Raw genomic sequence first — 18,543 nt, forward strand, 5'->3', positions numbered from 1 at the left:
CCGCTGGAGCGCATGATGCGCGACGCCAAGATCACCCAGATCTACGAAGGCACCAACCAGATCCAGCGCATCGTCATGGCCCGCAACCTCCCCTAGCCCGTACTGTGGAACGCGAGGCCCCTTAGAAGCCACTTTGCTTCTAAGGGGCCTCGCCGTTTATTGGGTTGTTCGATGAACCAGACTGCAAAGTTCGAGGTCAGGCAGGCTATCCACGCTCGGAGGAACCATCGACAGCGCTACCTACTCGCCGGTTAACTCCGAGGATAGACTGAGGAGCGGACCCCGTACATCGTCATTTGCTCTCCCGGCAGCCCTGCCTCGGTGTACTGTGCGCACATGTCCAGCCTGATCGTGTCCCGGTTCACCGCTCACGATCGGTACTGATGATGGCGGCGGCAGACCTGCTGCAAGGGGTGTCATGGAAATTCTGTCGGCAGGAATGTTCAAGGGCCTTGTCGATGTGAGTGGTCGAATGCTGGAGCTTTATAAGCTGCGGCGAGATGGCAACTACTTTGAGCAGCAGGATTATCTGCATGAGATTCGTGAGCGCGAGGCAGAGGCCGCAAAACAAAGGCTGATTGAATCAGAGGAGCGGACTCGCGCGACGCGTTTGTCGGAGTCCGAGGACATACAGCGAAATGCCCTCGAACGGGACTGGCAACAGGCCGACGTTCAAATATACAGCAAGGTGACGCTGGAGCGGCTGACGCGACAGATCGAAAACTCGCCATTCTCGCACAGTTATGACGAATTTTATGAGCTTGCCCATGAGGCATCTCGGGGCGGTCAGATTCCAGTGCTGCTAGTGGCGCCCTTTTTTCGAGAGGATGCCAGCAGGCAAGAGAACGATGACGGCCCTCATTCATTTAGAGTGGCGGTAAGAAGGTCCTGGATGGGATCGCCTTGGTCGGGGGACCTGGGCTTGCTCGATGGCGCCATAAGCCGCCCACTCAGGGGTACGGACGCTGATCTGCTCATCCTGCGGCACGCCTTGCGTGATCTACCAGCGGTCGTTGTCTACGGTGAGGTCCAGTCCGGGGTGAGGGTCTGGCCTTCCCTTGCTGCTTGGAATATAGCTGACACGTCCAGCATGCGGTCGATTCAAGTGAACTTTCCTCCCCTTTCCATTCCCGTGGAAGCCGTTGGGCCAGATGCGCACCCGACTTCTCGGCTCCAATTTGAGGATGAGCTCGGCTACTCTATCTCGGTGACTGCTGCACTAATTGCGGAATGGTTTCATCTGGCGAATTTTGGGCGTACCCCTAGCCTTCATCAGGCGCTGCCACTCGCAATGGCACCAGAGCGGCGTTCCATCGCGGCTGGCTTGGCTGCCGCCTTTGAGATAGCGCTTGAGAGGGGTCACGTCAGCGAGTCGGTCGCGAGAGTAAATCAAGCGGTTCTATTCGGAGATTCGAACCTTTCCTCCCAAGCTTCTCGGGCAACTGAGCGCGCTCTTACCCTAATAGAGTCCATGGCTGAAACTCCAACCCGCGACACTGTTTACCAGCTGCGGCAGTTGCTGCTCATATGCAACGTTTCTGGGGACCACGTGCTTGCAGATCGAACTACAGAACTCCTTGAGGCCGTCGCCCGAGAGTCGCTGTACAGGGATTTTGGATGGACTGTCCGATGAAGAAGCAACGGGTAATTGCTGCGATTGACTTTGGCACCCATGGGACCGGGTATGCTTGGACGATCATTACAGATAAGAACAATAGTGCAAGAAGTCGCGAGATATTCATGCGGGATAAATGGCCTGGATATCCGGTGCCTTACCCCAAGAATCTTTCTGCACTACTCCTCGATGAGTCGAACGAGGTAGTCGCTTGGGGCTACGAGGCTCGCCGGCGGTGGGCCCAGTTGTCTGGTCGCCCAGAAGGCAAAGGGATGCGCTACCACTATGCATTCAAAATGTCCATCGCCAATGATCCATCCACTACTGCTGCGCATCAGGTCGGCGGCATCCTGACCGCAGAAGAATCGAAGCTGCTTTTTTCGGCCCACCTTCGCGAAGTCGTCCGGGCAGCTCACTCCGAGATTACTGCGAGCGGGTTTACGGAGGATCAGATCCGATGGTGCGTCACAGTTCCGGCGATCTGGACTGAATATCAGAAACAGATGGTTCGCGAGGCTGCTATTGAGGCAGGATTGCCCGAGGATGAGAATCGTCTGACCTTGGCTCTGGAGCCCGAAGCTGCTGCCTACTATGCGCGCGTGTCAGGGGTCCGGACTGCTAATACTAGCGGACGGCGTGCGAATCTCATGTCGCCCGGATCGCGGTTCCTCGTGGCAGACTGTGGTGGCGGAACCATTGATATTACTGCCTACCGGACCGATGCAAAGAACCGCCTCGAAGAAATCGGTCGAGAGTGTGGCGGCAGGTTCGGGTCGGAGTATCTGAATCAAGGATTCTTCGAATCTATTCTTGCTGTCCGATTTGGCTCGTTTGCGACCCTAGCATATTTGCGCGAGCATAGCCCCGCTGCTGTCCTCGACTTGATAGACAGCTGGGAGAAAGAAAAGCTGCACTTCGAAGGGGATTTGGTGGATAATTTGTATCTGCCCATTCCTGCTTCGATATATCGCTTGCTTGACGAAAGCACATTGAAATCGCTCTCTGAAAGCCAGGGCGGCATCACGGACTCCATCGTGGTAGCGGCAGACGAGATGCGTAATGTGTTCGAAGCAGTCATCTCAAATATTCTTGGGTTGGTGGACAAGCAGATCGGAGAGATGCGCCGGCAGCGGCGGAATTCATCCGGGAAGGAGCTAGTAATTCTGGTTGGTGGATTTGCAAGCTCTCCCTATCTGCAGAAGCGTCTTGCGGCGCATCTTGAAGGCGTTGCCGATCTGCTCGTCCCACCTGATCCGCACACTGCGGTACTAAGAGGTGCTGTTCACTTTACCTATGATCCGCAGACTCGTGCCCGGCGTACCAAGATGTCGTACGGTTGTAATGTGGCCGAGCCTTTCGTTGAAAGGGTAGACCCGAAGGATCTGGAGTACCTCGGCCCTGATGGCAAAAAATACTGCGGAAGCAGGTTCTTGCCGTTTGTTAGGGCTGGACAGAGTATCCCAGTTGACGAGGAGGTCGATAGGGTTCTCACTCCGATTTGACTGCAGCAGGACAGTGTATTGGTTCAGATATACTCCACCCTTGCCGCTCATGCGAGGTATGTCAGTGAGCCTGGAGTTGTAAAGCTCGGCGAGGTAACGGTGGACATTTCGGATCTCATGGATTCTCCTCTGCGCGACCGCCAGGTAAAGGTCTCGATGAAATTTGGCGAGACATCTATTCGAGTGCGTGCCGAAGTGCTCAAGACGCAGAGGTCAATCGAGGCAAATATCAAGTTTATGCCTGCGCGGTAAACAGGGGTGACCAGGAAGGCATTGGGCTGAAGCTTAGCGTACTAGCTGCTGGAGGTAAGGATGAGTGTCCTAAGTTGAGAGTCGAACCCAACTTTGAGGGCGATGATGTAATCAGTCGCCTTGAGCATCAGGCGGTCCAATCCCTGAGAGAGGGGATGGAGTCCGCCATCTCCTTGCTTCGGATGCTCGAAGAGAAAATTGATGGTATAGACAGTGCGCTCGATGGCTATCTGGCATTCAAAGCGGGTCACCGTGGAGATGTTCAGGGAAATCGGGCCGCAGTTCATCGGGATTTCTCTTCCAGGTTCGATAGGTTTGTTTCCCAGAACCTGCTAGGCCTTGTCTATCAAGCCACTAATCAGCGGACGATCACGCGCGAAGAGGCCGCGATGCTAGTCGCGCGTTTGTGTCGACTCTTCTTCGTTCCGGGCGAAGTGGAAACCCGCAGGGTGAAGAGGCTCCTGCGGGCGCGGCGAGGCGATAGCATTGCGGACGCAGTGGATCGAACTGTGGATTCATGGGATGAAATCCGAGATGAGGCACGGATCCTAAAGATCTACTATTCCTGGGACTATGCGTTCAACTCGGGGGAGTTTCTTGATCCGACATTTCAGCGCGCCTGGATGGCATGTGATGCCACTCAGGTGGGGCGGTTCTGTGTAGCCCCTGCATATATCGGCGACAATCGGCTTTATTCGCTCCAGGTCGTCTATACGGCAGATTAATCAGTGGCGAAGAATTGCAATTTTACATCGCGATATTGGGCGAATTTAGTGATTCGGGCGAGTCAATTGTGCGCCGCAGGGCTAATGGCGCCATGCCCATATAGTTCACTCTGTGTCTTGGTGAGATCCCAAGCCGTGACGTAGTTGCTGTTGCGGGTGATGTCGGGCGAACGTTAAACCGAATGGGAAATCGTTGCGAAGCTGGCAAGTGAGAGTGACGGGTGCACGTGGCCAATTGCTCGCTTGTAGTTTTGCCGGAGCATGCGGAGCTGCGCCGTACGCGTGTACGGCGCAGCAGGGAGCCGGATAGACAGGGAAGGGACTACTTGGTGTCCGGCACCGCGGTGTCGTTCTTGAAGGCGTCGAAGACCTGCTTGGCCTTGGCCGAGTCCCACTTGACGGCGGACTCGCCGGTCGGGGTGCGGAAGTCCGGGTTGGCGATCGGCACGGTGATGCTCTTACCACCGCCGCCGTTGACGTCCTTCATGGCCAGGAACAGCGAGCCGAGGTCGGTCAGGCCGGCGTCCTCGTCCACGATCAGGGTGCCGAGGCCCGAACTCACCAGCGGGTAGAAGGTGAACGGGTTGAGCAGGGTGGCCGGCGAGGCGGCCTGCTTGGCCAGCGCGCCGAGGAACTTCTGCTGGTTGCGCATCCGGCCGAGGTCCTGGTCGGCCATCTGGTGGCGCTGGCGGACGAAGGCCAGGGCCTGGGTGCCGGTCAGGGTCTGCTTGCCCGCCTTGAGGTCGAGGCCGGAGTCCTTGTCCTTGACGTCCTGCTCGATGTCCATCTCGACGCCGCCCACCGAGTCCACGATGCCCACGAAGCCGGCGAAGCCGATCTCCGCGTAGTGGTCGATCCGGATGCCGGTGTTGGTCTCCACGGTCTGCGCGAGCAGCTTGCCGCCGCCCGCCGCGAAGGCCGCGTTGATCTTCGAGGTGCTCGCCTTGACGGTCTTGCCCTTGTCCCCGGGGTGCTCGGGGATCGGCACCCAGGAGTCACGCGGGATGCTCATCAGGGTGTTCCCGTTGTCCCCGACGTGCAGGATCATCATCGAGTCGCTGCGCTTGCCGCCGGCGTGGCCGGTGTGCAGGTCGTTCTCCTGCGAGTCGCTCAGCCCGTCCCGGCTGTCGGAGCCGACGATCAGCCAGTTGGTGCCCTTCCCGGCCGCGGGTCTGCCCTGGTAGTCGGCCAGCACGTTCTCGTGGTTGAGCTTGGAGTCGGCCCAGAACCAGGTGCCGACGGTGGTCACCGTCAGCGCGACGACCAGCGCGAGGACCGTCACCTTGATCTTCCGGCGGCGCGGCCAGCGGGAGCGGGCGGCCGACGGCGCGGCGCCGCCCGGGCCGGTCGGGCCACCGGACCCGCCCGGACGCTGCGGCGGCACCCCGCCGGGCCGCGGCGGCTCGGCGCCCTGCCCGTGGGCGGACGGCGGACCGTACGCGGAGGACGGCGGCCCGAACGCGCCCGGCTGACCCGGCACGCCAGGCTGCCCGTACCCGCCGGGCGCCTGCTGCTGCCCGTACCCGGCCGGCTGCGACGGACGCTGCGGCGCGGCCGCCCCCGGGCCGCGCGGGTTGAGCGAGGCCGGCAGCGGCGGCTCGGCCGCCCCGCCGTCGCCCTGCCGCTGCGGGCCGCTGCCCTCGCCGTACGGGGTCCCGCCACCGCCGCCCGGGCGGCCCTCCTGCCACGTGTTCATGTGGGAGAGAATGCCCGAACCCGGGGCGGTGGACTCCTTCGGGGGCCCCCACCAGGCCCCTTGTAGCCGATTTGATGCACATCCCGGATCGTCCCGCCGCATGTTCACCAGCTGGAACGATCCTTGACCGGTTCGGACGCTGCGTGTTTGCATGAGTGGCATGGAGCAGCGATGGACCCTCACGCGTCGGCGGCACGTCGACCTCAAGCGTGTGTCCGGCTCGCTGTGTCGTGGCTGACCGCTCGCCACCGTTCAACCCTCTCGCGATCCACCGATTCCGCCGCCGCGCGCCGTCGACCCTGAGCCGTCGACGGGCCGGGGTGCGGCCCGCTTCCCGTTCGGCGCCTTCCCGCGGCGCCACCCTGCCCTGAGGTGAACTCCATGGCCACCGTCCTGTCCGTCTCCGGATCCCCGTCCCGCACCTCCCGCACGACCCGGCTGCTGCGCCACGTCGACGCCCGGCTCACCGACCGCGGCCACCGGGTCATCCCGTTCGAGGTCCGCAGCCTGCCCGCCGAGGCGCTCCTCGCGGGGGACACCTCGCACCCCTCGATAGCCGCCGCGCTGGAGCTCTTCGCGCAGGCCGACGGCGTGGTGATCGGCACGCCCGTCTACAAGGCCGCGTACTCCGGCCTGCTCAAGACCCTGCTGGACGTGCTGCCGCAGTACGCGCTGACCGGCAAGGCCGTCCTGCCGCTCGCCACCGGCGGCTCCACCGCCCACGTGCTCGCGGTGGACTACGCCCTGCGCCCGGTGCTCAGCTCGATGGGAGCCGGGCACATCACCCAGGGCTGGTTCGTCCTGGACCGCGACATCACCGTCCGGGAGGACGGCAGCACCGTGATCGAGCGGGAGACGGACGTCCTGCTCACGCCGGTGGTCGAGGGCTTCGCGACGGCGCTGGAGCGGCGGGTCGAGCCGGCCCTGGCGGGCTGAGGCCCGCCCCGGCGCGCGACCGCCGGGGCGGGACCCTGAGCCGGGTGGCGGGGACCCCTAGGGGGAGGGGTCCCGCTTCCCGTACATCTCAGGTTGTGCGGCTTCCTCCCGGCGGATGACGAGACGTCCGCCGATCGCTCCTAACGTTGTCCTTATCCCCGCTCGGTACCGCGACCGGTACCCCGGAGGGTGGGGCTAACCCCCGGTCTGACACACCGCCTGCCACCATGTCCACGGACCTGCGGCGCGCGACAGACTCGGGGCGACGGGCGGGCCCACATCTTGAGGAGAATCCAGTGACGACGGCAGCAGCGGCCGTGTACGACCCCCAGACCCCCGGCGGAGAGTCCACCATCGCCGCGTCCGCGCGGCAGGTGACCAAGGCCTACGGCGCCGGGGAGACCCGGGTCACGGCACTGGACTCGGTCGACGTGGACATCCAGCGCGGCAGGTTCACCGCGATCATGGGCCCGTCGGGCTCCGGCAAGTCGACCCTGATGCACTGCCTGGCGGGCCTGGACACCGTCTCGGAGGGCCGGATCTGGATCGGCGACACCGAGATCACCGGCCTGAAGGACAAGCAGCTCACCAAGCTGCGCCGGGACAAGATCGGCTTCATCTTCCAGGCGTTCAACCTGCTCCCGACGCTGAACGCGCTGGAGAACATCACCCTGCCGATGGACATCGCCGGCCGCAAGCCGGACACCGGCTGGCTGGACCAGGTCGTGCAGACCGTCGGCCTGGCCGACCGGCTCAAGCACCGGCCGACCCAGCTCTCCGGCGGCCAGCAGCAGCGCGTCGCGGTGGCCCGGGCCCTGGCCGCCCGTCCCGAGATCATCTTCGGCGACGAGCCCACCGGCAACCTCGACTCGCGCTCCGGCTCCGAGGTGCTGACCTTCCTGCGCCGCTCGGTGGACGAGCTGGGCCAGACCATCGTCATGGTCACCCACGACCCGGTCGCCGCCGGCTACGCGGACCGCGTGCTCTTCCTCGCCGACGGCGTCATCGTCGACGAGATGCACGCCCCGACCGCCGACTCCGTCCTCGAACGCATGCGCCGTTTCGACGGCAAGCGCACCAGCTGAGCCGGGGGAAACGGACCGATGCTTCTCAAGACCTCCCTACGGAGCTTCTTCGCCCACAAGGGGCGCATGATCCTCTCGCTGATCGCCGTCGTCCTGTCGGTGGCCTTCGTCTCCGGAACACTGGTGTTCTCGAACACCGCCACCAGCACCTTCGACCGGCTGTTCGCCTCCACCGCCTCCGACATCTCCGTCCGCCAGGAGCCGCCGAAGCTCAACGGCAAGGAGGTGCACGACGGCAAGATCCACACCGTCCCGGTCGAGACCGCGCAGAAGGTCGCCGCCCTGCCGGGCGTCAGGACCGTCGTGGGCCAGGTGTTCACCGAGCAGGCCACCCTGGTCGACCCGGCCACCGACAAGGCCGTCGGCCCGACCACCGGCGCCCCGACCCTGACCGGCAACTGGGCCGAGACCCCGCGCAACTCGGTGGAGATCACCTCCGGCACGGCCCCCCGGGGCGACGGCCAGATCATGCTGGACGCCGACACCGCGAAGAAGTCCGGCCTCGGCCTCGGCAGCCCGCTGCGGTTGATCGCCGCCGACGGCACGTACGACTTCACCATCTCCGGCATCGTCACCTTCAAGACCACCAACCCCGGTGCGGCGCTGGCCTTCCTGGACACCGCCACCGCCCAGAAGGACCTGCTCGGCAGCACCGCCTACACCTCCGTCGAGGCCTACGGCGACGGCAGCCGGACGGACGACCAGCTGAAGGCCGACGCCCTGAGCGCGTTCGGCAGCGGCTACCAGGTCAAGACCGCGGCCGAGCAGAAGGCCGACAGCAACGCGGACGTCGGCTCCTTCCTCGACTTCATGAAGTACGCGATGCTCGGCTTCGCGCTGATCTCGCTGCTGGTCGGCGGCTTCCTGATCATCAACACCTTCTCGATGCTGGTCGCCCAGCGCACCCGGGAGATCGGCCTGCTGCGCGCCGTCGGCGGCAGCCGCCGGCAGGTCAACCAGTCGGTGCTGGTCGAGGCGCTGATCCTGGGCGTGCTCGGCTCGACGATCGGCCTCGGCGCCGGCCTCGGCCTGGCCGAGGGCCTGATCCAGCTGATGAAGTCGGTCGGGATGAACCTCTCCGGCTCGGAGCTGCAGATCGGCCTGAACGTACCGATCGCCGCGTACGGCGTCGGTGTCGTGATCACCGTGCTCGCCGCCTGGATCCCGGCCCGCCGGGCCAGCCGGATCGCCCCGATGGCCGCCCTGCGCGACCACGGCACCCCCAGCGAGGCCAAGGCCAACCGGATCCGTACCGCGGTCGGCCTGGTGCTGACGGTGGGCGGCGGGGCCCTGCTGGTCGCCGCCGCGGGCGCCGACTCGGCCGGCACCGGCGGGAAGCTGCTCGGCGTCGGCGTCGTCCTGACCCTGGTCGGCTTCGTCGTCCTCGGTCCGCTGCTGGCCACCACCGTCGTCCGGGTGCTGGGCGCGGCCCTGCCGAAGCTCTTCGGCCCGTCCGGCCGGCTCGCCCAGCGAAACGCGATGCGCAGCCCGCGTCGCACCGGCGCCACCGCGGCCGCACTGATGATCGGGCTGGCGCTGGTGATCGGCGCCTCGGTGTTCACCTCGTCCGCGGTCGAGTCCATCAACAGCCAGGTCGACGAGTCGGTCGGCGCGGACTACATCATCGCCGGCGGGAGGACCGGCCTCACCAAGGAGATGCTCAAGGCCGTCGGCGCCACCCCGGGCCTGGCCCACGTCACCACGCAGAGCGGGCTCGACGCGGTGTTCACCACGCCGGACGGCGCCGTCACGGAGAGCGCGGTCTCCGCGGTCTCCCCGACCTTCACCCAGGACTTCAAGATCCCCGTCCTGACGGGCACGGCCGACTCGCTCCAGCAGGGCGCGATCACGATCGGCCAGGACTTCGCGAAGGAGCACCACCTCGCGGTGGGCGACCGGATCGCCGTCGACTACGGGCAGGGCCGCACCCAGTCCCTCCCGGTCGGCTTGATCGTCAAGAAGGGCAACTCGCTCTTCGACGGCAACTACTTCGCCACCGTCGACACCGTGGCCAAGGCCGTCCCGGTGGCCGACCAGCCGCCGGTCGGCGTCGCCTTCGCCAAGGCCGCCTCCGGGGCCGACGTGGCCAAGACCCTGACCGCGCTGGAGGACTCGCTCAAGGGGTACCCGCAGCTCACCGTCAAGGACCAGGCCGGCTACAAGGAGCTCGTCCAGGCCCAGTTCAACCAGCTGCTCTACATGATCTACGGCCTGCTCGGCCTGGCGATCATCGTCGCGGTGCTCGGGGTGGTCAACACCCTGGCGCTGTCGGTGGTCGAGCGCACCCGGGAGATCGGCCTGCTGCGGGCGATCGGGCTCTCCCGCCGCCAGCTGCGCCGGATGATCCGTCTGGAGTCGGTGGTGATCGCCCTGTTCGGCGCCGTCCTCGGCACCGGCCTGGGCCTGGCCTGGGGCGTCACCTCGCAGAAGGTGCTGGCCAGCAACGGCCTGGCCACCCTGGCCATCCCGACTGGGACGATCGTGGCCACGCTGTTCGCGTCCGTCCTGATCGGTCTGCTCGCGGCCCTCATCCCGGCCTTCCGGGCCGGCCGGATGAACGTCCTCGCGGCCATCGCGACGGACTGACGCCTCGTCGGGGGAGCAACGGGGGGAGGCGTCGGAGGAGGGGCCGGATGCATCGCATCCGGCCCCTCCGCCGTGCCCGGGGCCCGGGCACGTGCGGTCGCCTCCCGGCCCCCTGCCCCGCCGCCGTCCTGACGGTCGCTCCGGACCAGCGTCCTGACGGTCGCTCCGGCACCAGCCGCGACCCCTTCGCCCGGCCCCGCCGGCCCGCCTGAGAGCATCGCCGTATGCCCAGCCACGACCTGCCCGGCCCGGGCGCGCCGGCACCGGTACTGCCGGCCGCGCCGCCGCTCACCTCCGCCGCCGCCGCCCGCTGGCGGGCCGCCCGGACGTCCTGGCCGCTGGAGGGGCGGCGGCTGGACGGCCGCTGGCTGGCCCTGGTGCCGCTCGGATTCATCATGCTGGCCGGCGCGTTGGAGCCGGTCGCGAGCGCCTGCAGCCCGGACCGGCCCTGCCTGCCGTCCTGGCCGAGCGCCCTGGCGACCTTCTCGGTGGTCGCCGAGGTGGTCCTGCTGCTGGCCAGGCCGCGGGGGCTGGCGCTCGTCCCGGTCGCGGTCGCGGCCGGGCTCTGGTACCTGCCCGGCGGTCTGGAGAACGGGATCTGCCGCTGGGCGGCGCTGGCCACGCAGGGGTTCCTGGCCGTCGTCCTGATCGGCGCGGAGCTGGGCCGGCGACGGGCCCGCCACCAGCTGGACGTCCTGATGGGCACCCCCGAGCCCTACCCCTGGACGCTGGCCGGCGTGCCCTCCCCGGTGCCGCCGCCGCGCCGCCCGCGCGGGCGGCGCCTGCTGGGCCGGCTGCTGATCGCGCTCGGGGTCCTGCTCGCGCTGACCGGCCTGGTCCGCCAGGCCGCCAGCGACGACCGGGCGGCCGGCGCGGCCCGCGTCCGGGGCACGGTGCTGTCGGTCGACGAGGACGCCGGCACCGCCCGGATCGGCTACCGGCTGCCCGGCGGGGCCCGGGGCGGCCCGACCGCCTCCGCGGACACCGCCGGCTCCGACCCGGCCGTCCCGGGCGAGGGCGAGGAGCACGAGTTCGAGGCGGACATCCTGTGGACCCCGCTGCCCGGGCCGGGCACGGGCGTGCCCCTGCTGGTCGACGGCGCGGACTGGGTCCGGGTCGACGGCCAGCCCTACGACCCGACCGACTGGGCCTTCACCGGCGCGCTGCCCGCCCTGCTGGGCGCGCTGCTGCTGGGATCCGCCCGTACCCGGGTGCGGATCCGGCGCGGGCTCGGGGAGCCCTGCGCGCCGGCCCTCGCGGTGCTGGTGCAGCCGGACGGCAAGGGCAGCCTGCTGGTCCGCCCGGTGGACGGCGACGCCGCCGCCGAGGGCCGGCCGCTGTGGCGGCTGCGCGCCGCCGAGTCCCACGCCTGGAGCGAGCGGTACGGCTGGCGCGAGGACGAGGTGCGCGACGAGGAGGACGGCGAGGGGTACGAGGGGGAGCACGACGACCCGGGCGCCGGGGAGGGCTACGGCGACGAGGGCTCCGGCCCGCTCGTGGCGGCCCCCCACCGCGCCGCGGCCGCCCTGGCCGACGCCAACCGACCCGTACCGGCGGTGCTCTACCGGGGGCCGGACAGTCCCTACGCCCAGCTGCTGGTGCGCCCGCAGACGTCGCCGGACGGGCCGGAGCCGGGCTGGCTGGCGGTGGTCTGCCGGGAGAGCGTGCTGCCGGTCAGGCGCGGCGCCCGGCAGCGGCGCTACCTGGAGGACGAACTGGCCGTCCCCGCGCTGGCCGCACGGACGATCGCGGCGGCGCCGGAGGAGGGCCCGCCGCTGCCGCCGCAGCGCTGGGAGATGCCGCTGGTGCTGCGGCTGGTCGCCGGACCGCTGGTGGCGCTCGGGCTGGCCCTGCTGGTGCAGCTGCTCGGCTCGCGCTCCTGGGGCACCGGACTGGTGCACCCCCTGCTCGCCGGCATACCGCTCTTCCTGGCCGCGGCCGGCGCACTGACCTGGCAGGCGGCCATCGACGGGCACGGGGTGGCGGTGGTCTCCGGGATGACCCGCCGGTTCGTGCCGTGGGAGCAGGTCAACGCGGCGGCCGTGCACCGCCACCGCCTCGCCGTGCAGCTCACCGACGGCCGGGAGCTGCGGATCGGCAGCCGGCCGGCCCGGCTGCTCAGCCGCCACCTCGGCGGCCCGTACGACCCGCAGGCGGTCGCCGCGGCCATCGCCACCGCGGCCCACCTGCCCGGGCGGCGCCCGGGCGCCGCGTTGCGCGAGCGGTTGTCCAGCCCCCAGCTGCTGGTGAACCGGGCGGCGCTGACCGGGTACATCGTGTTCGTGGTCGCCAGGTTCCTGTTCTGAGTCCCGCGCAGCACGGTCGGGCCTGACCGGTCCTGCTCCGCCCGGTCGTACCCCGCCCGGCCGGGGCGCCCGTCAGGGGCAGGCGATCTCGGCGGCGGTGGCGGCGCTGACGCCGGAGGCCGCAGGCGGGGCCGGCGTGACCGTCGCGGTCGGGCCGCCGGGTGCGCCGCCGGGGGCCGCGGCGGTGGGCGCCGCGGCGGTGGGCGGCCCCGCGCTCGGGCTCGGGCCCGGGTAGTCGCTGCCGGCCACCACCTGGAGGGTCGCGCCCAGGCCGGGGACGGCGACCGCCTCCGCGCCGGGCAGCGCGGCGATCAGGGTACGGGCCGACTCGTCCCAGCGCGGGTCGTAGCGGACGGTCGTCCGGGTGGCCGGCTCACCGGCCGGCGCGTTGGCGGGGGCCCCGGTGGTGGCGAAGCCGGCCCGGCGCAGGTCGCCGTCCAAGCGCGCGCCGAGCCCGGCCACCCCGGCGCCGTTGAGGACCTGGACGTGCACCTGTTCGGGCGGTACGGCCGGCGCCGGGCTCGGCGCGGCTGCCGCGGGGGCGGGCGCCGGGGCCGCGGTCGGCGGGGCGACCAGCGGCCGCCCGGCCCGGACGGCGTCGAACAGGGCCTTGGCACCGGCCCGGTCCCAGAGCACGGTCGATCCCCAGCCGGCCACGGGATGGTCCAGGACGCCGATCGGTACCGTCGCGAAGTCGGCGTTCTGGGCGGACAGGTCCTTCAGCCGGGAGGCGAGGGTGATCAGGTCGCCGGCGCCGAGGTCCTTGTCGGCCTTCACCGAGCCGAGCACACCCTCCGTCAGCCGGGCCAGCCTGACCGGGTTGAGGAGCGTGCCCGAACTGGTGGCCTGGTGCAGCAGCTCCGCCACGAACCGGTGCTGGCGGTGCATCCGTCCGAGGTCGGCGCTGCCGTCCACGTACCGGGCCCGGACGTACTTGAGCGCGCCGGCGCCGTCCAGGGTGGTGGTCCCGGCGGGCAGGTCGAGCCCGGAGTACTCGTCCTTCAGCGGCTTGGCGGTGCAGACCCGCACGCCGCCCAGGGCGTCCACGGTGGAGACGAAGCTGACGAAGTCGAGCTGCAGGTAGTGGTCGATCCGCAGGCCGGTGTTCAGCTCGACCGTCTGCACGGTCAGCGGGGCGCCGCCCATCCCGTACGCGGCGTTGATCTTGCCCTTGCCGGCCGGCACCGCCCTGCGGGTGGCCAGGTCCTGGTGGGCGGGGATGTCCACGTACGAGTCCCGCGGGATGCTGATCACGCTGGCCCGGCCGCCGTCCTTCGCCAGCTGGACGATCATCATGGTGTCGGTGCAGTGGCAGGACGGGCCGCCCGCGTGCAGGACGTTCTTGAGCGTCGCCTCCGGAATGCCCTCGCGGTCGTCGGTGCCCACCACCAGGAAGGTGGTCGCGCCGTCGTCGGCCGGCCGGGCCTGGTCGCCGCTGAAGGCGTCCACCCGCTCCAGCGCCGAGCCGAGGCCGTTCAGCACCGCCCAGCCCCCGCAGGAGGTGGCCAGGACGGCGAACGCGGCCCCGCCGGCCAGCCGGCGCGTCCAGCGGCGGCGGGGGACGCTGGTGGCGGGGTACGGGGACACGGGCATCTCCCGGATGGTATGCGTGCGTGCGGTCCGGCGGGCGAGGGCACGCCGGGGCCGCCCGGGCGGCCGTCGCACCGGCCGGAACGTTCCGCCCCGCGCGGGGTCCGCGCGCTGCCGGGACCGGGACGAGACTGGAACCCGTCGGCACCGGTACGGTTGGCCTCGATGAACACCAAGGCTGCTGAGGAGCTGCCGGCGGTCTCCGTGATCATGCCGGTGCTCAACGAGGAACGACACCTTCGCACCGCCGTCCGGCACATCCTGGAACAGGACTACGCCGGCCCGATGGAGGTGGTGATCGCCCTCGGTCCGTCGAGCGACCGGACCGACGAGATCGCCGCCGAACTCGTCGCGGAGGACTCCCGGGTCCGGACGGTGCGCAACCCCACGGGCCGCACCCCGGCCGGGCTGAACGCGGCGATCCGCGGCTCCAGTCACCCGATAGTGGTCCGGGTGGACGGCCACGGACTGCTCACCCCCGGCTACGTGGCCACGGCCGTGCGGCTGCTCGGCGAGATGGAGGCCGCCAACGTCGGCGGCATCATGTTCGCCGAGGGGGAGACGGAGTGGGAGCGGGCGGTCGCCGCCGCCATGACGTCCAAGATCGGCGTCGGCAACGCCGCCTTCCACACCGGTGGCCTGGCCGGCCCGGCCGACACCGTCTACCTGGGCGTCTTCCGCCGGGAGGTGCTGGAGAAGCTCGGCGGCTACAACGAGGAGTTCATCCGCGCCCAGGACTGGGAGCTGAACTACCGCATCCGCCAGGACGGCGGCCTGATCTGGTTCACCCCCCAGCTGCGGGTCACCTACCGCCCGCGACCCACCGTGCGGGCCCTGGCCAAGCAGTACAAGGACTACGGGCGCTGGCGCCGGGTCGTCATCCGCTACCACCGGGGCTCGGTCAACCTGCGCTACCTGGCACCGCCGGCGGCCTTCCTGGCCGTGGTGCTGGGGCTGGCGCTCAGCGCCGTCCACCCGGCCTTCCTCGTGCTGCCGGCCGGCTACCTGCTCGGCATCGTCGGCGGAGCGGCGGTGGAGGGCCGCGGCCTCTCCCTCAAGGCCCGGCTGCGACTGCCGGTGGCGCTGGCCACCATGCACCTCAGCTGGGGCTTCGGCTTCCTCACCTCGCCCAGGTCGCTGGCCCGCAAGGTGATCGGCAGCCGTGCGCCGGGCGGCACCACCAGCGCGGTACGGGCGGCCGAGAGCGGCTGACGGCGGGCCCGCCCCGGCCGTCGCCGTCGGCGCCCCGGCCGGTCAGCGGGTGAAGGTGCCGAACCTGGCGCCGCCCGAGCAGGTGGCCTCGTCCCCGGTGTGGACCGAGGCGTCGCTCGGGACGGCGCTCGGCACCGGGGCCGGCGCGGCCGGCGCGCCCTGGGCGGGCGCCCGGTAGTCCGCGCCGAGCGTGACCAGGACGCCCCGCCCGCTGCCGCCGGCGGTGACGGCGGACGCCGGCAGGCCGAGGGCCGTCGCGAGCGCCTCGGCGGCGCCCTTCCGGTCGGCCTGGCCGTACTGCACGGTGCTGACGGCGACCGGCCGGGCGGTGTCGTGCCCGACGGTGACCTGGTAGCCGAGCCCGGCCAGGGTCTTCTGGACCGAGGTGGCGAGTCCCGGGGTGCTGACGCCCTTGACCACGCTCACGCCGACCGTGGCCGGGTCCGGTGCGGGCGCCGCCGGGGAGGCCGTGGAGACGGGGGCCGCGGCGGGCGCCGCGGTGGACGCGTCGGCGGCCGGGCCCTGGTCGGGGCCGCCGGTCAGCGACCTGTCGGCGAGCAGCAGCGCGAACAGCTGGTCGGCGCCCGGCTGGACGAACCGGTTCTTCTCCCGCAGGTCGCGGTCCGGGTCGTCATGGGTGTACTCCACCGGCGGCTGGGCGAACGCGACCTCGGCCGGCTTGATGTTCTTCAGCTCGGAGGCCAGCCCGACCAGCTTGGTGGTGCCGGCTATCGCGTCGTCCACCGTGATCGACCGGGTGGCGGCCTCGATCACCGGGAACGCCTTGGTCGGGTCCAGCAGGGTGCCCCGGTCGGTGAGCTTGCGCAGCAGCGCCGCGAGGAAGTCCCGCTGCATCGAGAACCGGCCGACGGCGCTGCCGTCCTGCACGGCGTGGCGGGTCCGGACGAACTGCAGGCCCTGCTCGCCGCTCAGGTGGCTGGGGCCGGCGGGCAGGTCGAGGTGGGAGTCGCCGTCCTTGAGGGCCCGGCAGAGGTTGACGTCGACGCCGCCGACGGCGTCGGTGAGGTCCTTGACGCCCTGGAAGTTGACCACCGCGAAGTGGTCGATCTTCAGCTTGGTGACGGACTGCACGGTGTCCTGCACGCAGCCGGGGCCGCCGCGGCCCATGGCCTCGTTGAGCGGCCGGTGCCGGACGGCGGGGGAGGTCCGGCCGCTCTGCGGGTCGGTGCAGGCCGGCAGGTCGATCAGGGTGTCCCGGGGGAGGTCGAGGGCGACGGCCGAACGCCGGTCGGGGTAGACGTGCAGCACGATGTTGACGTCGTTGTTGCCGAGCCCGGTGTTCTGCCGGTCGCCGTACGCTCCGCCGAGGTCCTTCCGGCTGTCGGTGCCGATGACCAGGATGTTCATCGCCGTCCGGCCGTGCTCGTCGGCGGCGCCGCCGGGCGGCGGTGCGTTGCCGGCACCGAGCGGCGCGTGCTGGATGTTGGCGTCCAGGTGCCGGACGTAGAGGTAGGCGCCGGCGCAGCCGCCCACCAGCGTGAGTCCGGTGGCCAGCGCCACGGGCCTGACCCAGCGCCGGCGGGCGCGCCCGGAGCGCCGGGCGGCGGTCGTGCGGCGGTGGCCCGGGCGGGCCTCGGTGTCCACTGCCATGGCCGGTCCGCCACCCCTCGTCCCGCGGGCCCCCGTTGGGCCGTTCGAGGGGGAACCTACCCGAGGTCACAAGCGATGATCGTATGTGTTACATAGTCAGAACAATTCTGGGGCCGTCCCTTCGCACCGGCGGGACCTCCGCCGTGCCGGCGCGCGGGCGCCCCCGGGGGCGATCAGTGCAGGGCGCAGCCGTCCGTGTCGGCCGTCCGCCCCTCGAAGACGGGCGCCGGGCCGGCCGACGGGGACGGGCTCGCGCCGAAGGCCGTACGGTCCGCCGAGGCGGGGGACGGGGACGCCGAGGCGGGGCTCGGGGACGGCGAGGCGCCCGACCCCGGCGGCCGGACGGTGAGCAGCCGGTCCTCCCGCAGCTCGGTGAACAACTGGGCGGTCTGCGGCTGCACGAACTCGTCGCGGTCCGGGTCCGGCCGGTAGGGGCGGCGCGGGGCGGTCAGGAAGACCACGTTCGCGGGCTGCATCGAGCGCAGGTCCCAGGTCAGGTCGTACAGCGCGCCGAGCGAGGACAGGCCCTCGTCGGCCTTCACCGAGGAGGTGGCCGCGTCCAGCACCGGCCAGAGCCTGGCCGGGTTCAGCAGCACGCCCTGGGACTGCACCTTGCGGATCAGCGAGGCCAGGAACTGCTGCTGACGTCCCATCCGCTGGGTGTCGCTGCCGTCCCCCAGGCTCTCGCGCGCCCGGACGAACCCGAGGGCCTGTTCACCGTGCAGGGTCTGCCGCCCGGCCGGCAGGTCGAGCTTGGCGTCCCGGTCGTGGATCGGCTGCGGGACGCAGACCTCCACCCCGCCGACCGCGTCGACCATGGCCTTGAAGCCGGTGAAGTCGAGCACCATGTGGTGGTCGACCCGGATGCCGCTCAGCTGCTCCACCGCCCGGATCGCACAGGCCGGCCCGCCGGTCTCGAAGGCCTGGTTGAACTGCACCAGCCTGGTCCCGGTGCGGGTGCCGTCCGGCAGCTCGCAGGAGGGGACGGTCACCATCACGTCACGCGGGATGCTGACCGCCGTCGCGTGCCGGCGGTCCGCCGCGATGTGCAGCAGGATCGTGGTGTCGGAGCGCTGGCCGCCGGCCGAACCGTAGGCGGCGTTGGCGCCCGTCCGGTCGTCGCTGCCGATCAGCAGGATGTTCTCGGCGCCCCCGGCGCCGGCGGTCCGGCTCGGGCGCTCGGCCTCCAGCCGGGCCAGCAGCCGCTGGGTCGCGGTGTCGGTCTCGATGTTGCCGTCCAGCTTGCGGTACGCGATCCAGAGCAGCGCGCCACAGGCCAGCAGGAGGAACGCGAGGGCGCCGGCGGTGATCAGCAACCACCGTCGGCGCCCTCGTCGGGGAGTCTTCTGTCCGGGTGCAGTCGGGGAGTCCTGGGGGTTCTCGTCCTCGGCCATGGCAGGGATGCCTACCCGCCGGCCCGGGGTCGC

The 18,543-nt window shown here is 69.8% G+C and carries 14 protein-coding genes; 10 read left to right on the forward strand and 4 right to left on the reverse strand.

Features of this window, described 5'->3' with window-relative positions:
• The 4 genes from ACFTWP_RS38365 to ACFTWP_RS38380 all read left to right on the forward strand — a co-directional run.
• Positions 1-96, forward strand: a 96-nt coding sequence (locus ACFTWP_RS38365; protein ID WP_360021341.1) for an acyl-CoA dehydrogenase family protein, incomplete at its 5' end; no start/stop codon positions are given.
• A gap of 322 nt (positions 97-418) precedes the next feature.
• On the forward strand, positions 419-1,633 hold the full coding sequence (locus tag ACFTWP_RS38370) for a hypothetical protein (protein WP_380269779.1): 1,215 nt from the start codon (positions 419-421) through the stop codon (positions 1,631-1,633).
• Positions 1,630-3,117 (forward strand): Hsp70 family protein, encoded by a 1,488-nt coding sequence (locus ACFTWP_RS38375; protein WP_380269781.1) that lies wholly within the window; start codon positions 1,630-1,632, stop codon positions 3,115-3,117. The genes ACFTWP_RS38370 and ACFTWP_RS38375 overlap by 4 nt, the downstream gene beginning before the upstream one ends.
• Positions 3,118-3,443: 326 nt before the next feature.
• The gene (locus ACFTWP_RS38380; RefSeq protein ID WP_380269782.1) at positions 3,444-4,094 is read left to right on the forward strand and encodes a hypothetical protein; all 651 of its coding nucleotides are present in this window, start codon (positions 3,444-3,446) and stop codon (positions 4,092-4,094) included.
• Between the two features lie 322 nt (positions 4,095-4,416).
• Here ACFTWP_RS38380 and ACFTWP_RS38385 read toward each other — a convergent pair whose 3' ends face one another.
• Positions 4,417-5,790, reverse strand: a complete 1,374-nt coding sequence (locus ACFTWP_RS38385) for an LCP family protein (RefSeq protein WP_380269783.1) — start codon at positions 5,788-5,790, stop codon at positions 4,417-4,419.
• A 160-nt stretch (positions 5,791-5,950) separates the two neighbouring features.
• On the opposite strand from ACFTWP_RS38385, the gene ACFTWP_RS38390 reads away from it, so the two are divergent.
• From ACFTWP_RS38390 to ACFTWP_RS38410, 5 genes are all read left to right on the forward strand, one after another.
• On the forward strand, positions 5,951-6,028 hold the full coding sequence (locus tag ACFTWP_RS38390) for a putative leader peptide (RefSeq protein ID WP_380269822.1): 78 nt from the start codon (positions 5,951-5,953) through the stop codon (positions 6,026-6,028).
• Positions 6,029-6,171: 143 nt separating this feature from the next.
• Positions 6,172-6,726, forward strand: a complete 555-nt coding sequence (gene ssuE / locus ACFTWP_RS38395; protein ID WP_380269784.1) for an NADPH-dependent FMN reductase — start codon at positions 6,172-6,174, stop codon at positions 6,724-6,726.
• A 296-nt stretch (positions 6,727-7,022) separates the two neighbouring features.
• Positions 7,023-7,811, forward strand: coding sequence for an ABC transporter ATP-binding protein (locus ACFTWP_RS38400; protein ID WP_380269786.1), 789 nt, complete (start codon positions 7,023-7,025; stop codon positions 7,809-7,811).
• A gap of 18 nt (positions 7,812-7,829) precedes the next feature.
• Positions 7,830-10,397 carry an ABC transporter permease gene (locus tag ACFTWP_RS38405; protein WP_380269788.1) on the forward strand — a complete coding sequence of 856 codons (2,568 nt, stop codon included), beginning with the start codon at positions 7,830-7,832 and terminating at the stop codon, positions 10,395-10,397.
• Positions 10,398-10,621: 224 nt separating this feature from the next.
• Positions 10,622-12,703, forward strand: coding sequence for a hypothetical protein (locus tag ACFTWP_RS38410; protein WP_380269790.1), 2,082 nt, complete (start codon positions 10,622-10,624; stop codon positions 12,701-12,703).
• Positions 12,704-12,775: 72 nt separating this feature from the next.
• On the opposite strand, the gene ACFTWP_RS38415 is transcribed toward ACFTWP_RS38410, so the two are convergent.
• Positions 12,776-14,296 (reverse strand): LCP family protein, encoded by a 1,521-nt coding sequence (locus tag ACFTWP_RS38415; protein WP_380269791.1) that lies wholly within the window; start codon positions 14,294-14,296, stop codon positions 12,776-12,778.
• Positions 14,297-14,458: 162 nt separating this feature from the next.
• Here ACFTWP_RS38415 and ACFTWP_RS38420 point away from each other — a divergent pair, with 162 nt between their 5' ends.
• Positions 14,459-15,505 carry a glycosyltransferase family 2 protein gene (locus tag ACFTWP_RS38420; RefSeq protein WP_380269793.1) on the forward strand — a complete coding sequence of 349 codons (1,047 nt, stop codon included), beginning with the start codon at positions 14,459-14,461 and terminating at the stop codon, positions 15,503-15,505.
• Positions 15,506-15,547: 42 nt separating this feature from the next.
• Here ACFTWP_RS38420 and ACFTWP_RS38425 read toward each other — a convergent pair whose 3' ends face one another.
• Together ACFTWP_RS38425 and ACFTWP_RS38430 are read right to left on the reverse strand one after the other, a co-directional pair.
• The gene (locus ACFTWP_RS38425) at positions 15,548-17,116 is read right to left on the reverse strand and encodes an LCP family protein (protein WP_380269795.1); all 1,569 of its coding nucleotides are present in this window, start codon (positions 17,114-17,116) and stop codon (positions 15,548-15,550) included.
• Positions 17,117-17,289: 173 nt separating this feature from the next.
• Positions 17,290-18,510 carry an LCP family protein gene (locus ACFTWP_RS38430; RefSeq protein WP_380269797.1) on the reverse strand — a complete coding sequence of 407 codons (1,221 nt, stop codon included), beginning with the start codon at positions 18,508-18,510 and terminating at the stop codon, positions 17,290-17,292.
• Between the last annotated feature and the right edge of the window lie 33 nt (positions 18,511-18,543).

This window comes from Kitasatospora sp. NPDC057015 (assembly GCF_042673745.1).
Lineage (GTDB): Bacteria > Actinomycetota > Actinomycetes > Streptomycetales > Streptomycetaceae > Kitasatospora.